Raw genomic sequence first — 15897 nt, 5'->3', positions numbered from 1 at the left:
GTGTCTCTGATCGCTTCTGACCACTTCCGCATCGTTGTCGGCCTCGGCAAGAGCGGCATGTCCCTGGTTCGCTTCCTGGCGAACCGGGGCGTTGCTTTTGCGGTGGCCGATACGCGGGAGAATCCACCTGAGCTGGCCACGTTGCGTCGTGACTACCCGCAGGTGGACGTGCGTTGTGGCGAGCTGGACGTCGAGTTCCTGTGCCGTGCCGACGAGCTCTACGTGAGCCCTGGCCTGGCCCTGGCGACCCCGGCCCTGCAGGCCGCTGCTGCCCGTGGCGTGAAATTGTCCGGTGACATCGAGCTGTTCGCGCGTAACGCGAAGGCGCCGATTGTCGCCATCAGCGGTTCCAACGCGAAAAGCACCGTGACCACCCTGGTGGGCGAGATGGCCGCTGCGGCGGGCAAGCGGGTCGCCGTGGGCGGCAACCTTGGCACTCCGGCCCTGGATCTGCTCAGCGACGACGTCGAGCTGTACGTGATGGAACTGTCCAGCTTCCAGCTGGAAACCACCGACCAGCTGGGTGCTGAAGTGGCCACCGTGCTGAACATCAGCGAAGACCATATGGATCGCTACAGTGGCCTGCCGGCCTATCACCTGGCCAAGCACCGGATCTTCCGGGGCGCGCGGCAAGTGGTGGTCAATCGCCAGGATGCGCTGTCCCGGCCGTTGCTGAGCGAGAACCTGCCGTGCTGGACCTTTGGCCTGGGTAAACCCGATTTCAAGGGCTTTGGCCTGCGGGAAGAAAAGGGTGAGAAGTACCTGGCCTTCGAGTTCCAGAACCTGATGCCGGTGCGCGAACTGAAGATTCGTGGTGCCCATAACCAGTCCAACGCCCTGGCGGCATTGGCCCTGGGGCATGCGGTCGGCTTGCCGTTCGACGCCATGCTTTCGGCTCTGCGCACCTTCGCTGGCCTGGAGCACCGTTGCCAGTGGGTTCGCGACGTGGATGGCGTGGGCTATTACAACGATTCCAAAGCCACCAACGTCGGCGCCGCACTGGCTGCCATCGAAGGCCTGGGCGCGGACATCGATGGCAAGATCGTGCTGATCGCCGGTGGCGACGGCAAGGGCGCCGAGTTCAAGGATCTACGGGACCCGGTGGCGGCCAACTGCCGCGCGGTGATCTTGATGGGCCGTGACTCCGACAAGATCGGTGAGGCGGTCGGCGATGCCGTGCCGCTGATTCGTGTCGATTCGCTGGCCGACGCTGTGGCTCAATGCCGCGCCGTTGCACAGCCTGGCGACGTGGTGTTGCTGTCGCCCGCCTGCGCCAGTTTCGACATGTTCAAGAATTACGAAGACCGGGGTCACCAGTTCGTCCGTGTCGTGGAGGAACTGGCATGAACCTGAGGAATTTCATCAAGCCGTATCCGTCGCCGCTTATCACCGGGCGTGGCATCGACCTTGATTTCCCGATGCTCGCCGGCTGCCTGACGCTGCTCGGCCTGGGGCTGGTCATGATTGCATCGGCCTCTACCGAAGTGGCGGCGGCGCAGTCGGGAAGTGCCCTGTACTACATGATTCGCCACCTGATCTACATCGTGCTGGGCCTGGGGGCCTGCATTGTCACCATGATGATTCCCATCGCCACCTGGCAGCGCCTGGGCTGGATGATGCTGATTGGTGCCTTCGGTTTGCTGGTGATGGTGATCATTCCGGGGATCGGCCGTGAAGTGAACGGTTCGATGCGCTGGATCGGTTTCAGCTTCTTTAACGTTCAGCCCTCCGAGATTGCCAAGGTGTTCGTGGTGATCTACCTCGCCGGTTATCTGGTGCGGCGCCAGAAGGAAGTGCGCGAAAGCTGGATGGGCTTCTTCAAGCCATTCATCGTTCTGCTGCCAATGGCGGGCCTGCTGCTGATGGAGCCGGACTTCGGTGCCACCGTGGTGATGATGGGGGCCGCCGCGGCCATGCTGTTCCTCGGCGGTGTCGGGCTGTTCCGGTTTTCCCTGATGGTGGTCCTGGCGGTGGCAGCGGTTGTGTTGCTGATTCAGATGCAACCCTATCGAATGGCGCGCCTGACCAACTTTGCCGACCCCTGGGCGGACCAGTTCGGTGCCGGATATCAATTGTCCCAGGCACTGATTGCGTTTGGTCGCGGCGAGTGGCTGGGGGTTGGGCTGGGTAACAGCGTGCAGAAGCAGTTCTATCTGCCGGAGGCTCACACCGACTTCGTGTTCTCGGTATTGGCCGAAGAGCTGGGTGCTGTGGGCTCCTTGTGCACGGTGGCACTGTTCGTATTCGTCTGTATTCGTGGCATGTACATCGGTCTGTGGGCCGAGAAGGCCAAGCAGTTTTTTGCCGCCTATGTGGCTTATGGCTTGTCGTTCCTGTGGATTGGTCAGTTCTTGATCAATATCGGGGTGAACGTCGGTCTGCTGCCGACCAAGGGCCTGACCCTGCCGTTCCTCAGTTATGGCGGTAGCTCGTTGGTGATCTGCTGCGCCTGCCTCGGATTGTTGCTGCGTATCGAATGGGAGAGCAGAACCCACCTGGGCAGTGAAGAGATGGAGTTCAGTGAGAGTGACTTTGCCGAGGAGCCGATCCATGGGCGCTAACGTGCTGATCATGGCGGGCGGCACCGGTGGCCACGTGTTCCCGGCGCTGGCTTGTGCCCGCGAGTTCCAGGCCCGTGGCTACAGCGTGCACTGGCTGGGTACTCCCCGTGGGATCGAGAACGAGCTGGTACCGGCGGCCGGGTTGCCGCTGCATCTGATCAACGTCACCGGGCTGCGGGGCAAGGGCAAGCTGTCCCTGCTCAAGGCGCCGTTCGTCCTGATCAAGGCGGTGCTCCAGGCGCGGCGGATCATTCGGCAGCTCAATCCGGTCTGTGTACTGGGTTTTGGTGGTTATGTGACCGGCCCGGGTGGTGTTGCCGCCAAGTTGTCCGGGGTGCCGGTCATCGTTCACGAACAGAATGCCGTGGCCGGTACCGCCAATCGGCTGCTGGTGCCGTTGGCCGCCCGAGTCTGCGAAGCTTTCCCGGATACCTTCGGGGCCTCGGACAGCCGCCGCACCACGGGCAATCCGGTGCGCACCGAGCTGTTCCTCGAAACACCGCGCGAGGCCCTGGCCGGACGCAAGGCGCGTTTGCTGATTCTGGGCGGAAGCCTGGGGGCAGAGCCGTTGAACAAATTACTGCCGGAAGCCCTGGCACAGGTCGCCCCCGAGCTGCGCCCGGAGGTGTTCCATCAGGCCGGTAAAAACCACGATGAAGTCACTGCAGAGCGCTATCGCGCCGCCGGCGTCGAGGCGCAGGTGCAGCCCTTTATCAAAGACATGGCTCAAGCCTATGGCTGGGCCGACCTGGTGGTCTGTCGCGCAGGCGCGTTGACTGTCAGCGAACTGGCTGCTGCCGGTCTGCCTTCGATGCTGGTGCCTTTGCCCCATGCGATCGACGATCACCAGACCCGCAATGCCGAATATTTGGCTCGTGAAGGTGCTGCCTTCCTGATGCCGCAAAGAACGACTGGTGCAGCGGACCTTGCCGCTCGCCTGACAGAGGTTTTGATGCAACCAGAACGACTCGACAACATGGCCCAGGCTGCGCGCCGGCTGGCCAAACCTGATGCCACCCGCGATGTGGTGAATATCTGCCTGGAGGTGGTCCATGGTTGAGAATCAAAAAGCCATGCCGCAACCGGAAATGCGCCGTATCCGCCGTATCCACTTCGTCGGCATCGGCGGCGTGGGCATGTGCGGGATTGCCGAGGTGCTGCTGAACCTGGGTTATCAGGTCTCCGGTTCCGACCTCAAGGCGTCGCCGGTCACCGAGCGCCTGGAGTCCTTTGGCGCGCAGATTTTCATCGGCCATCGCGCCGAAAACGCCGCCAATGCCGATGTGCTGGTGGTGTCCAGCGCTGTGAACACCTCCAACCCGGAAGTCGCCACTGCCCTGGAACGCCGTATTCCGGTGGTGCCGCGGGCGGAGATGCTCGCCGAGCTGATGCGCTACCGTCATGGCGTGGCCGTGGCCGGTACACACGGCAAGACTACGACTACCAGCCTGCTGGCTTCGGTGTTCGCCGCTGGCGGTCTGGACCCGACTTTTGTCATCGGTGGCCGGCTCAATGCAGCGGGCACCAATGCACAGCTGGGCACCAGCCGTTACCTGATTGCCGAAGCCGACGAAAGCGATGCCAGCTTCCTGCACCTGCAGCCGCTGGTAGCCGTAGTCACCAATATTGACGCCGACCATATGGCGACCTACGACGGTGACTTCAACAAACTGAAGAAAACCTTCGTCGACTTCCTGCACAACCTGCCGTTCTATGGGCTGGCGGTGATGTGCCTGGACGATCCGGTGGTGCGCGATATCCTGCCGCTGGTCAAGCGTCCGACCGTGACCTATGGCTTCAGCGAAGAAGCCGACGTGCGCGCCATCAATGTACGCCAGCAAGGCATGCAGACCTTCTTCACCGTGCTGCGTCGCGACCGCGAACCGCTGGACGTGTCGGTGAACATGCCGGGCAACCACAATGTGCTGAACTCCCTGGCGACCATCTGTATCGCCACCGACGAAGGCATAAGCGACGAAGCCATTGTCCAGGGGCTGTCGGGCTTCCAGGGTGTGGGCCGGCGCTTCCAGGTCTACGGCGAGCTGCCGGTGGAAGGCGGCAACGTCATGCTGGTGGACGACTACGGGCACCACCCGACCGAGGTCGCGGCAGTAATCAAGGCCGTGCGTGGTGGCTGGCCTGAGCGCCGCCTGGTGATGGTCTACCAGCCGCACCGCTTCAGCCGTACCCGTGACCTGTACGACGACTTCGTGCAGGTGCTGGCCGATGCCAACGTGCTGCTGTTGATGGAAGTCTACCCGGCCGGTGAAGAGCCGATCCCGGGCGCTGACAGCCGCCAGTTGTGCCACAGCATTCGGCAACGGGGCCAACTGGACCCGATCTACATCGAGCGAGGTGTCGACCTGGCTCCGTTAGTGAAGCCGCTGCTGCGAGCCGGTGACATTCTGCTGTGTCAGGGCGCCGGTGATATCGGTGGCCTGGCGCCAAAACTGCTCAACAGCCCGCTGTTCGCCGGTGCTGTGGCCGCTGGCAAGGGGGCGAAATGACTGCTGCCTATGCCAACCTGTTCTCCACCGTAAAGCCGAGCGATTTTGGTCGCGTTGCCGTGCTCTACGGCGGCAAGAGCGCCGAGCGCGAAGTATCGCTGAAGTCCGGCAAGGCCGTGCTTGAAGCCTTGCAGAGCGGCGGAGTGAACGCCTTCGGCATTGATGTCGGTGACGACCTGCTGCAGCGCCTCTTGAGCGAGAAGATCGATCGCGCCTTCATCATTCTCCACGGCCGTGGCGGTGAAGACGGCAGCATGCAAGGCTTGCTGGAATGCCTGGGGATTCCCTACACCGGTAGCGGCATCCTTGCTTCGGCTCTGGCCATGGACAAGCTGCGCACCAAGCAGGTCTGGCACAGCCTGGGTATTCCGACGCCGCGTCACGCGGTTCTGAGTTCGGAAGCCGACTGTATTTCCGCGGTGGCGGAACTGGGCCTGCCTTTGATCGTCAAACCGGCTCATGAAGGCTCCAGTATCGGTATGGCCAAGGTGACTTCCGCGTCCGAATTGATCGAGGCATGGAAGGCGGCCAGTACCTACGATTCGCAAGTGTTGGTCGAGCAATGGATCCAGGGTCCGGAGTTCACCATCGCGACCCTGCGTGACCAGGTGCTGCCACCTATCGCCCTGGGCACTCCCCACACGTTTTACGACTACGACGCCAAGTACCTGGCTTCCGATACCCAGTACCGGATCCCGTGCGGGCTCGACAGCTCCAAGGAACAGGAACTCATGGATCTCACGGCGAAAGCCTGTGAGGCGCTCGGTATCGCCGGTTGGGCGCGTGCCGACGTGATGCAGGATGCCCAGGGGCAGTTCTGGTTCCTGGAAGTGAATACCGCTCCGGGCATGACCGATCACAGTCTGGTGCCGATGGCCGCCCGTGCGGCCGGTCTGGATTTCCAGCAGTTGGTATTGGCCATCCTGGCAGCCAGTCTTGAGGCGAGAGGTTAAGCCCATGCAAGGCGCGTCGCTTCGTCATCAGCAGCAACCCGCACCCGGCCGCAAGCCGGTGCCGCGGGGTGCCAGCCGAATGGTGGCCAAAGAGCCGATGTCGGTGCGCCTGCCGAAAGCCAACTTTGGTTTTCTGAAAAGCCTGTTCTGGCCGGTGCTGCTGGTGGCCTTAGGCTTTGGCACCTATGAAGGTGCCCAGCGTTTGCTGCCATACGCCGACCGCCCGATCACCAAGATCGCGGTGCAGGGGGATTTGAGCTACATCAGCCAGCAGGCGGTGCAGCAGCGGATCGCGCCTTATGTCGCGGCGAGCTTCTTCACCATCGACCTGGCGAGCATGCGCACCGAGCTGGAAAAGATGCCCTGGATCGCCCACGCCGAAGTTCGTCGGGTGTGGCCGGACCAAGTGGTGATTCGCCTGGAAGAACAACTGCCAGTGGCCCGCTGGGGCGACGAGGCACTGTTGAACAACCAGGGCCAGGCCTTCACTCCGCGTGAACTGGCGAACTATGAACACTTGCCGCAGTTGTTCGGGCCGCAGCGGGCCCAGCAGCAAGTGATGCAGCAGTATCAGGTGTTGAGCCAGATGCTGCGACCGCTGGGCTTTTCGATCGCCCGTCTGGAGCTGCGCGAGCGCGGCAGTTGGTTCCTGACCACCGGTGCCGGCAGTGCCGGTCCCGGCATCGAGTTGCTCCTGGGTCGCGATCATCTGGTGGAGAAGATGCGCCGCTTCATTGCCATTTATGAAAAAACGCTGAAAGAACAGATCACGAACATCGCGCGCATCGATCTGCGTTATGCCAACGGCCTGGCCGTGGGCTGGCGCGATCCGGCGGCACCCACGACGGCGCAACCTGCCGTCGCGAAGAATTAAGAAGAGGCAGGACCATGGCAAATGTGCAAAGCGGCAAAATGATCGTCGGCCTGGATATCGGCACCTCCAAGGTTGTGGCGCTGGTGGGCGAAGTCGCGGCCGATGGCTCGCTGGAAATCGTCGGCATCGGCACCCATCCTTCCCGCGGCCTGAAGAAGGGCGTGGTGGTGAATATCGAATCCACCGTGCAGTCGATCCAGCGCGCGGTGGAAGAGGCGCAACTGATGGCGGGCTGCCGTATTCACTCGGCGTTCGTCGGTGTGGCGGGCAATCACATTCGCAGCCTGAACTCCCACGGCATCGTGGCGATCCGCGATCGGGAAGTCAGCTCGGCGGACCTGGAGCGGGTCCTCGACGCTGCCCAGGCCGTGGCGATCCCGGCTGACCAGCGGGTTCTGCACACCCTGCCGCAGGATTACGTGATCGACAACCAGGAAGGCGTGCGTGAACCCCTGGGCATGTCCGGCGTACGCCTGGAGGCCAAGGTGCACGTGGTGACCTGCGCGGTGAATGCGGCACAGAACATCGAGAAGTGCGTGCGTCGCTGCGGCCTGGAAATCGACGACATCATCCTCGAGCAACTGGCTTCGGCCTACTCGGTGCTCACCGACGACGAGAAAGAGCTGGGCGTGTGCCTAGTGGACATCGGCGGCGGCACCACCGACATGGCGATCTTCACCGAAGGCGCGATCCGCCACACTGCGGTGATTCCAATTGCCGGCGACCAGGTGACCAACGACATCGCCATGGCCCTGCGCACCCCGACCCAGTACGCCGAGGAAATAAAGATCCGTTACGCCTGCGCCCTGGCCAAGCTGGCCGGCGCCGGCGAAACCATCAAGGTGCCAAGCGTTGGCGACCGCCCACCGCGCGAACTGTCGCGCCAGGCCCTGGCCGAGGTGGTCGAGCCGCGTTACGACGAACTGTTCACCCTGATCCAGGCCGAACTGCGCCGCAGTGGCTACGAAGACCTGATCCCGGCGGGCATCGTGCTCACTGGTGGCACCTCGAAGATGGAAGGCGCGGTGGAACTGGCCGAGGAAATTTTCCACATGCCGGTTCGCCTGGGCGTGCCCCACAGTGTCAAGGGCCTGTCCGACGTGGTGCGCAACCCGATCTATTCCACCGGTGTCGGCTTGCTGCTGTACGGGCTGCAGAAACAGTCCGACGGCATCTCGTTCTCCGGCATCGGCAGCCGCGACAGCTACAGCAGCGACGAGCCCAAGGCGGCACTGCTCGATCGCATCAAGAGCTGGGTGCAGGGCAACTTCTAAAGATTTACCGCAACACCGTTACAAAGCAGTAGGCAGTAGGCGAAAAACTAGAGAAATGAAAGGAGAGGGAAAATGTTCGAACTCGTAGACAACATCCCGCAAAGTCCGGTAATCAAGGTTATCGGTGTTGGCGGTGGCGGCGGCAACGCGGTCAATCACATGGTCAAGAGCAACATCGAAGGCGTCGAGTTCATCTGCGCCAACACTGATGCTCAAGCGCTGAAAAACATCGGCGCGCGGACCATCCTGCAACTGGGTACCGGCGTGACCAAGGGCCTGGGTGCGGGTGCCAATCCGGAAGTCGGCCGTCAAGCCGCTCTGGAAGACCGCGAGCGTATCGCTGAAGTACTGGCGGGCACCAACATGGTGTTCATCACCACCGGCATGGGCGGCGGTACCGGTACCGGTGCGGCGCCTATCATTGCTGAAGTGGCCAAGGAAATGGGCATCCTCACCGTTGCGGTGGTGACTCGTCCGTTCCCGTTCGAAGGCCGCAAGCGCATGCAGATCGCCGATGAGGGCATCCGCGCGCTGAGCGAAAGCGTCGACTCGTTGATCACCATTCCCAACGAGAAGCTGCTGACCATCCTTGGTAAAGACGCCAGCCTGCTGTCGGCTTTTGCCAAGGCCGACGACGTGTTGGCCGGTGCCGTTCGCGGTATCTCCGACATCATCAAGCGTCCGGGCATGATCAACGTCGACTTTGCCGACGTACGCACCGTGATGAGCGAAATGGGCATGGCGATGATGGGCACTGGCTGCGCCAGCGGTCCGAACCGTGCGCGTGAAGCCACTGAAGCGGCCATCCGCAACCCGCTGCTGGAAGACGTGAACCTGGAAGGTGCACGCGGCATCCTGGTGAACATCACCGCCGGTCCTGACCTGTCCCTGGGTGAGTACTCCGACGTGGGTAGCATCATCGAAGCCTTCGCTTCCGAACACGCCATGGTCAAGGTCGGTACCGTTATCGATCCGGACATGCGTGACGAGCTGCATGTAACCGTAGTGGCCACCGGCCTGGGCGCGAAAATCGAGAAGCCTGTAAAGGTCATCGACAATACCGTTCAGACTTCCATGTCCGCTCAGTCGCAAGCGCCAGCTCCTGCTCGTCAGGAACTGCCGTCGGTGAACTACCGTGACCTGGACCGTCCGACCGTTATGCGCAATCAGGCGCAGTCGAACGCGGCAACCGCGGCGAAGCTGAATCCGCAAGATGATCTGGACTACCTGGACATCCCGGCATTTCTGCGTCGTCAGGCCGATTGATGGAATGTATCAGGGGTATTAGGGTGATTGGTGTTCAGCAAAGGCATGGTCTGCTATTATCGCCAGCCTTTGTTGATACCAGTTCGCAATTTGCGCTGAAGCGGCCCAAGCCATGATTAAACAACGCACCCTGAAGAATATTATCCGTGCCACAGGTGTAGGCCTGCATTCCGGGGAGAAGGTTTACCTGACCCTCAAGCCTGCGCCTGTCGACACCGGCATTGTGTTTTGTCGTGCCGACCTGGACCCTGTGGTGCAGATTCCTGCTCGCGCGGAAAATGTTGGCGAAACCACGATGTCGACCACGTTGGTCAACGGTGACGTCAAAGTGGACACGGTGGAGCACTTGCTCTCGGCCATGGCTGGCCTGGGCATCGATAACGCCTACGTCGAGCTCTCCGCGTCCGAAGTCCCGATCATGGATGGCAGCGCCGGACCCTTCGTATTCCTGATTCAATCTGCTGGCCTCGAAGAACAGGACGCAGCTAAAAAGTTCATCCGCATCCTTCGTGAAGTGACCGTGGAAGATGGCGACAAGCGCGCCACTTTCGTGCCTTTCGATGGTTTTAAAGTGAGCTTCGAGATCGATTTCGATCACCCGGTTTTCCGTGACCGCACCCAGAGTGCAAGCGTGGACTTCTCCAGCACTTCGTTTGTAAAAGAAGTCAGCCGCGCCCGTACCTTTGGTTTCATGAGTGATATCGAGTACCTGCGCAAGCACAACCTCGCACTCGGCGGCAGCGTGGAAAACGCCATTGTGGTCGATTCGGATGGCGTACTGAACGAAGACGGTCTTCGCTACGAAGACGAATTCGTCAAGCACAAGATCCTGGATGCAATTGGTGACCTCTACCTGCTGGGCAACAGCCTGATAGGCGAGTTCAAGGGCTTCAAGTCGGGCCACGCACTGAACAACCAGCTACTGCGCAAGTTGATTGAGCAGAAAGATGCCTGGGAAGTTGTGACCTTCGAAGATGCCAGCACTGCACCGATCTCTTACATGCGTCCGGTCGCGGCCGTGTAATTACTCTCTCTTTCCTTTTGTTTTTGAAGGCCATCCCCCCGGATGGCCTTTTTTTATGCCGCAAGGTTCAGGCGCTACGCCGTGACATGTTGGAAACCACTCGGTTGCGGCCGCTGTACTTGGCTTGATACAGGGCTTTGTCAGCGTCGCTCACCCATTGCTCGAGGCTGATATCGGGATTGCCCGACCAGGTGTTGATGCCGATGCTCACCGTCAAGGGCGTGGCCTGTTCGCTGACGGACGGCAAGGCGGCGATGCAGGCGCGGATTTTTTCGGCGAGTACGGCGGCGCCGGCGCTGTCGGTCCCCGGCAGGATCACCGCGAACTCTTCGCCCCCATAGCGCGCCGCCAGGTCAGCCGGGCGCCCCGCACAAGCGCCAATGTTCTGCGCCACTACACGCAATGCCTGGTCCCCCAGCGGATGGCCAAAGCGGTCGTTGAACGACTTGAAGTGGTCGACATCGATCATCAGCAGTGACAGGGGCAGGTTGGCGCGCCGGGCCCGGGCCCACTCATTGTTCAGCACCTGGTCCAGGGTACGACGATTGGCCAGGCCGGTGAGGGCATCGACGGCCGCCAGGCGCGCCAACTCCTGCTCGGCATTCTGCCGGCGCCGCAGTTCGCGACACAGTTGCCAGGTCAGCCAGAACAGGGCGATGCACAGCGCCCCAGTGGCGCCGCTGATCAGCAGCGCCGTGCGTTGCCAGGCAGCAAAGACCTCATCGATGGACAGTGCCACAACCACGATCAGCGGCAGGTCGCCCACCTGGGAAAAGGTGTACAGCCGTTGCATCCGATCCACGCTGGACACGCTGCTGAAGCTGCCATTGCCTTCGCGCAGGATGCGCACGAAGTTGGGACGGTTACTGAAACTCTTGCCAATCAGGTCGTCTGCCAGGGGCGGCTGTTGGGCCAGCAGAACCCCATCGCGGCTGATCAGGTTGATCGAACCGTTGCGCCCGATATCCAGATTCTTGAACAGCTCATTGAAGTAGCTCAGGCGCATGGCTGCTTCGGCGACCCCGATGAACTGGCCATGCTCATCGCTGAGCCGTCGACTGAAGCTGATCCGCCAGTCGTGATCGGTGGTGCGCGCGCGGAACGGTGGGCTGATCATCATCCTCGGGTCCGGATTGTCGATGTGCGATCGAAAGTACTCGCGATCGGCGTAGTTGCCCGTACGGGGTACGATCGACGCCGAGTCAGCCAGCACATTGCCGCGCTTGTCCAGCAGCAGGATATCGCCCTTGTAGGGCGCGGCGGTGGCCCGGTCGAACAGCGCCAGATGGCGGATGGGCGCCGAAACGTCCTTCAGGTCGTCGCGTTGCGCCGCACTGATCAGTCCCTTGAGGGACAGGTCGTAGAGTTCGACGTTGCGCAATACATCAGCGTCGATCAGTTGCACGATGTTGTTCGCGGCACGGGTGGCAGCCTGTTCGGCAGCAGCGTGTTCACGGATCAACAGGTAGGTGACGATACTGAGAATGGCCACGACGATCAGCGAGCTGGCCAGGACCAACAGACGTTCCGGATTTGACGCGATTTTCCCTGTGCGGGGTGTCGCACGACTCACGCTCATGATTTTGATTTCTGCTACGTCGACATATTTAAGTCTAGTGTGGACGTGGGCTACAGAAATCGGTCACGCCTTCGCGCCTGTATAAATCCCGAATAAAAAAAAGGCCAGCAAAACATGCTGGCCTTTTGCTTATATCGGCTTAGAACACGTTGATCGGATAGTCGACGATCACCCGGTACTCATCGGTGTCGTTGTCCAGCGCGCCGTAGCCGTTGCCGCCGCGGTTGGTGGCCCATTGCAAGCGCACGGCCAGGTCCTTGGCGGTGCCGCCCTGCACCACATACTTGAGGTCGAGGTCTCGTTCCCAGTGCTTGGCATTCTTGCCGGCGGCGCTGTACCAGCTGGCATAGCCGCGGCTGGCCGGATCGACCTTGGTCAGGTCCAGCTCGCCCCGGGAGTAAGACAGTGCCGAGGTCAGGCCCGGCAGGCCGACGCCGGCAAAATCGTAGGCGTACTTGAGCTTCCAGGAGCGCTCGTTGGGACCGTTGAAGTCCGAGTACTGCTGGGAGTTATCCAGGTAGATGCTGTCGCCCTGGGCGATGTAGTCGAATGGCGTGTTGCCGTTGACCCGCTGGTAGGCGGCGGTGACGCTGTGGCTGCCCACGCCGACGGTGAAGTGCAGGCTGTAGGTGTTGTTGTCGATGTTGCCCAGCAGCGCCTGGCCAGTGTCCTGGGTGTGATAGAAGTGCAGGCCCGGATTGAGGCTGACCAGATCGTTGAGCGCGTAGGTGTAGTCCAGGTCGTAGTAGTACTGGTTCCAGATGTCCTTGAGCTCGGCGGCATAAAGGCTGCTGGTCAAGCCTGGAACACCGCTCCAGGCCACCCCGGTCCAATTCAGGTGCCGGCTTTCGTCAGCTTTTTGCAGGGTGCCGTAGGAGGTGCCGATGCGCTTGTGACCGCTCTGGTTGTAGGGCTTGGTGAAGCTGGCCTGACCGCCTTCGATCAACCAGCCGTCGAAGCTGTGGTTGGTCAGGCTGACGCCGCGGAAGGTCTGCGGCAGCATGCGGCTCATGCCGCCGGCGATTACCGGGTTGTTGAGGAACAGGTCGCCGGCCTTGAGCTCGGTGTCGAAGGCACGCATTTTCAAGGTGGCACCCGCGGTGGAGAACGAGCCGGGCGCCTTGTGCCGGCCACCTTCGCTGACGGGCAGGATGCTCGACTTGGTGGTGCCACCACCACCATCCAGCTTGAGGCCGAGCATAGCGTTGGCATCGATACCAAAGCCCACGGTGCCTTGGGTATAGCCGGACTCGAAGACACCGAGGAAACCCTGGCCCCATTCGATGTTGTCATTGTTCTGCTGCTGGCGATTGCGGTTCATGTAGTAGTTGCGGGCGTTGAGCTTGAGGCTCGAGCCGGCGACGAAGCCCTGGTTGTCGCTCTCTTCGCCAGCTTGGCCCAAGGCGGGAATAGTTGCAGCGATTGCAATGAATAGCGGGCTGATTCTCAGCGTGGTCCTGAACAACGTGTAGCTCCTTTGGTGAATGAACATGGTTTTTTATTGTGAACTCGGATGCTTCTTATTCTGGGTATGACGTATTTGCCATGGGTTTCTCCACAGCAAAAAAAAGCCGCTGAACTCAGCGGCTTTAAGACAACTTACTCCCGGATTGAAAGCAGAGAAGTTGTCGAGGGAAACAAGTCGGTAGCGCGGATCAACTGTCTTTCTGAGCGTCGCTCTTGCTGTGCTCGGCGGTGATCTTCTGGGCTTGCTGAGTGTTTTGCTGCTGGGCGGCCTGAGCAATCTGTGCTTGTTCGAACGCGGCGGCGCGTGCGGCATTTCTCGCCACGAATCCCTGGGATTCTTCGGCCATGGCCATTGGCGCCACGAACAGGGAAGACAAAACAAAGGCGCTGGCAATACCCATACTGTTGGACATTTCTGAAGACCTTCTTGCAGAGCAAGTTCAATTCGGTGCGACAAAAATATAACCATGAGGCTGCTGGAAAAAGAGCCGAACAGGATAAGGACTGTTACCAAAAAAACAACAGTAGACGCTGGCTTGCCAGCGAAAGCGTCATATCGTCTTGCACCGGATGTGTTGACGCCTTCGCCGGCAAGCCGGCTCCTAAAGAGTTCGAGAATCCCGAGTCACAGAGGCAGGTACAGGCCGAAGGTATTGATGCCCCGGTCACTGCGCACGAACACGTCGCCACCGTGCATCAGGGCGATGGCCTTGACGATGGCCAGCCCCAGACCGTGGTTGGCGCCGCTGTTGCTGCGGGATGCATCGACCCGGTAAAAGCGTTCGAACAAGCGAGGCAGGTGTTCACTGGCGATGCCTTGCCCCGGATTGCTGACGGCGATCGCCACTTGCTGCGCCTGCACTTCAATCCGCACCTGGATCACTTCCCCTGCCGCCGTGTGCTGCACGGCATTGCTCAGCAGGTTGATCAGGGCCCGGCGCAGGTGGGCAATCTCGATCCGCACCTGGGCATCGCCCTGGACCTCGACCCTGACTTGCGCGTCTTCGAGGATGAAGTCCAGGTAGTCCAGGGTCGTGGCCACTTCCGCCGCCAGGGAACTGGTGGTGAGTTTGGTGGCCTTGCTGCCCTGATCGGCGCTGGCCAGGAACAGCATGTCGTTGACGATGGAGCGCAGCCGTTCCAGCTCTTCAAGATTGGACTGCAGCACCTCGAAGTAATGCTCCGCCGAGCGGCCGCGGGTCAGGGCCACCTGGGTCTGGCCAATGAGGTTGGTCAGGGGCGAGCGCAGTTCATGGGCGACGTCGGCGTTGAACGACTCCAGGCGCGAATAGGCCTGCTCGACCCGTTCCAGGGTGGAGTTGAAGGAGTTGACGAACTGGCTCAGCTCCGGCGGCAGGGGCGAGAGCTGCAGGCGTCCGGAGAGACGGGGCGGAGCCAGGCGCTGGGCCTCTTGGGACAGCTTGATCAGCGGCTTGAGGCCGATCCGCGCCACCCAGTAACCCAGGGCCGAGGCCAGTAGTACACCGACGATGGCCAGGCCGATCAGGGCCATCAGCAACTGGTGCTGGGTCTGGTGGAAGGTATCGGTGTCGATGGCAATCAGGAAACGCAGGGCCGGGCGCTGTTCCTTGGCCGGCAACTGGCTGACCAGCACCTTCAGTGGGTAGGGATGATCGCTCAGGATCAGGTCGCGCATGCCCAGCGGACCTTGGGCAAATGCGCGTATCTGTGGGTCCGGGTTGCCGTATTCATAACCGGGGTCGCCGCTCACTGCCCAGAAGCGAATGCGCTTGTCTTCCTCGCTGAGCAGCTTGAGCTTGGCGTTGATCTTGGCCCAGTGCTCGGGGGTGCCGTAACGGTTCAAGGCCGACTCCAGCACGCTGTAGCGCGCATCCAGCTCGGCTTCCGGCAGCAGGCCCAGGCCCTTGTCCACCTGTTGATAGAGGGCGCCGCCAATCAGCAGGAAGATCAGCAGTGCCACCAGGGTGAACAGCCCGCTCAGGCGCAGGGCAATGGAGTTACTCGGCACTGCGGCTCTCCAGCACATAACCCATGCCGCGGATGGTGTGCAGCAGCTTGTGTTCGAAAGGGCCATCGAGTTTGGCCCGCAGGCGCTTGATCGCCACTTCGACGACATTGGCGTCGCTGTCGAAATTGATGTCCCAGACCATTTCGGCAATCGAGGTCTTGGACAGGATCTCGCCCTGGCGCCGGGCCAGCACGCTGAGCAGCGAGAACTCCTTGGCGGTCAGGTCCAGGCGAGTGCCGGCGCGGTTGGCCTTGCGGCTGATGAGGTCGATCCACAGGTCGGCGATGCTGATCTGCACTGGCTCGTGACCGCCGCTGCGACGGGTCAGGGCCTGCAGGCGGGCCACCAGTTCAAGGAAGGAAAAGGGCTTGCCCAGGTAGTCGTCGGCGCCATCGCGCAAGC

At 61.4% G+C, this 15897-nt stretch carries 14 protein-coding genes; 9 read left to right on the top strand and 5 right to left on the bottom strand.

Annotation, left to right across the window (positions count from 1 at the left end):
* The 9 genes from murD to lpxC all read left to right on the top strand — a co-directional run bounded on the left by murD (position 1) and on the right by lpxC (position 10459).
* Positions 1 to 1347: a UDP-N-acetylmuramoyl-L-alanine--D-glutamate ligase gene (gene murD, locus BLX41_RS10140; RefSeq protein ID WP_123724768.1), complete on the top strand. Its 1347-nt coding sequence runs from the start codon at positions 1 to 3 to the stop codon at positions 1345 to 1347.
* Positions 1344 to 2561, top strand: a complete 1218-nt coding sequence (gene ftsW / locus BLX41_RS10135; RefSeq protein WP_123724767.1) for a putative lipid II flippase FtsW — start codon at positions 1344 to 1346, stop codon at positions 2559 to 2561. Before murD ends, ftsW begins: the two co-directional genes overlap by 4 nt.
* On the top strand, positions 2551 to 3621 hold the full coding sequence (murG, locus tag BLX41_RS10130) for an undecaprenyldiphospho-muramoylpentapeptide beta-N-acetylglucosaminyltransferase (protein ID WP_123724766.1): 1071 nt from the start codon (positions 2551 to 2553) through the stop codon (positions 3619 to 3621). Before ftsW ends, murG begins: the two co-directional genes overlap by 11 nt.
* A complete protein-coding gene (murC, locus tag BLX41_RS10125; RefSeq protein ID WP_123724765.1) occupies positions 3614 to 5068 on the top strand; it encodes a UDP-N-acetylmuramate--L-alanine ligase in 1455 nt (484 codons plus the stop codon). The genes murG and murC overlap by 8 nt, the downstream gene beginning before the upstream one ends.
* On the top strand, positions 5065 to 6021 hold the full coding sequence (locus BLX41_RS10120; protein ID WP_123724764.1) for a D-alanine--D-alanine ligase: 957 nt from the start codon (positions 5065 to 5067) through the stop codon (positions 6019 to 6021). Before murC ends, BLX41_RS10120 begins: the two co-directional genes overlap by 4 nt.
* Before the next feature lie 4 nt (positions 6022 to 6025).
* Positions 6026 to 6895: a cell division protein FtsQ/DivIB gene (locus BLX41_RS10115; RefSeq protein ID WP_123724763.1), complete on the top strand. Its 870-nt coding sequence runs from the start codon at positions 6026 to 6028 to the stop codon at positions 6893 to 6895.
* A gap of 14 nt (positions 6896 to 6909) precedes the next feature.
* Positions 6910 to 8169 carry a cell division protein FtsA gene (ftsA, locus tag BLX41_RS10110; protein ID WP_011063306.1) on the top strand — a complete coding sequence of 420 codons (1260 nt, stop codon included), beginning with the start codon at positions 6910 to 6912 and terminating at the stop codon, positions 8167 to 8169.
* Between the two features lie 72 nt (positions 8170 to 8241).
* Positions 8242 to 9435, top strand: coding sequence for a cell division protein FtsZ (gene ftsZ, locus BLX41_RS10105; RefSeq protein WP_011063305.1), 1194 nt, complete (start codon positions 8242 to 8244; stop codon positions 9433 to 9435).
* 112 nt (positions 9436 to 9547) lie between these two features.
* Entirely contained in the window at positions 9548 to 10459 is a 912-nt protein-coding gene (gene lpxC, locus BLX41_RS10100) for a UDP-3-O-acyl-N-acetylglucosamine deacetylase (protein WP_011063304.1), read from the top strand.
* 67 nt (positions 10460 to 10526) lie between these two features.
* Here the strand turns inward: lpxC and BLX41_RS10095 are convergent, their stop codons facing one another.
* From BLX41_RS10095 to BLX41_RS34965, 5 genes are all read right to left on the bottom strand, one after another.
* Positions 10527 to 12038: a sensor domain-containing diguanylate cyclase gene (locus BLX41_RS10095; protein ID WP_123724762.1), complete on the bottom strand. Its 1512-nt coding sequence runs from the start codon at positions 12036 to 12038 to the stop codon at positions 10527 to 10529.
* Positions 12039 to 12177: 139 nt separating this feature from the next.
* Positions 12178 to 13530 (bottom strand): OprD family porin, encoded by a 1353-nt coding sequence (locus BLX41_RS10090; RefSeq protein WP_123724761.1) that lies wholly within the window; start codon positions 13528 to 13530, stop codon positions 12178 to 12180.
* A gap of 163 nt (positions 13531 to 13693) precedes the next feature.
* Positions 13694 to 13918: a hypothetical protein gene (locus tag BLX41_RS10085; RefSeq protein WP_123724760.1), complete on the bottom strand. Its 225-nt coding sequence runs from the start codon at positions 13916 to 13918 to the stop codon at positions 13694 to 13696.
* A gap of 212 nt (positions 13919 to 14130) precedes the next feature.
* Positions 14131 to 15495: a heavy metal sensor histidine kinase gene (locus tag BLX41_RS10080; RefSeq protein WP_123724759.1), complete on the bottom strand. Its 1365-nt coding sequence runs from the start codon at positions 15493 to 15495 to the stop codon at positions 14131 to 14133.
* On the bottom strand, positions 15485 to 15897 hold a 413-nt coding region (locus tag BLX41_RS34965), incomplete at its 5' end, for a winged helix-turn-helix domain-containing protein (RefSeq protein ID WP_259744647.1). The genes BLX41_RS10080 and BLX41_RS34965, both read right to left, overlap by 11 nt.

This window comes from Pseudomonas protegens (genome assembly GCF_003732485.1).
In the GTDB taxonomy this organism is placed as follows: domain Bacteria; phylum Pseudomonadota; class Gammaproteobacteria; order Pseudomonadales; family Pseudomonadaceae; genus Aquipseudomonas; species Aquipseudomonas protegens_B.
Note: the sequence above shows the minus strand (reverse complement) of the source record. Positions and strands in the feature narration are given on the sequence as shown.

Coding starts and splice junctions, on each gene's coding strand:
- ftsW (WP_123724767.1), top strand. CDS start 1,344: ATGAACCTGAGGAATTTCATCAAGCCGTATCCGTCGCCGCTTATCACC.
- murG (WP_123724766.1), top strand. CDS start 2,551: ATGGGCGCTAACGTGCTGATCATGGCGGGCGGCACCGGTGGCCACGTG.
- murC (WP_123724765.1), top strand. CDS start 3,614: ATGGTTGAGAATCAAAAAGCCATGCCGCAACCGGAAATGCGCCGTATC.
- BLX41_RS10120 (WP_123724764.1), top strand. CDS start 5,065: ATGACTGCTGCCTATGCCAACCTGTTCTCCACCGTAAAGCCGAGCGAT.
- BLX41_RS10115 (WP_123724763.1), top strand. CDS start 6,026: ATGCAAGGCGCGTCGCTTCGTCATCAGCAGCAACCCGCACCCGGCCGC.
- ftsA (WP_011063306.1), top strand. CDS start 6,910: ATGGCAAATGTGCAAAGCGGCAAAATGATCGTCGGCCTGGATATCGGC.
- ftsZ (WP_011063305.1), top strand. CDS start 8,242: ATGTTCGAACTCGTAGACAACATCCCGCAAAGTCCGGTAATCAAGGTT.
- lpxC (WP_011063304.1), top strand. CDS start 9,548: ATGATTAAACAACGCACCCTGAAGAATATTATCCGTGCCACAGGTGTA.
- BLX41_RS10095 (WP_123724762.1), bottom strand. CDS start 12,038: ATGAGCGTGAGTCGTGCGACACCCCGCACAGGGAAAATCGCGTCAAAT.
- BLX41_RS10090 (WP_123724761.1), bottom strand. CDS start 13,530: ATGTTCATTCACCAAAGGAGCTACACGTTGTTCAGGACCACGCTGAGA.
- BLX41_RS10085 (WP_123724760.1), bottom strand. CDS start 13,918: ATGTCCAACAGTATGGGTATTGCCAGCGCCTTTGTTTTGTCTTCCCTG.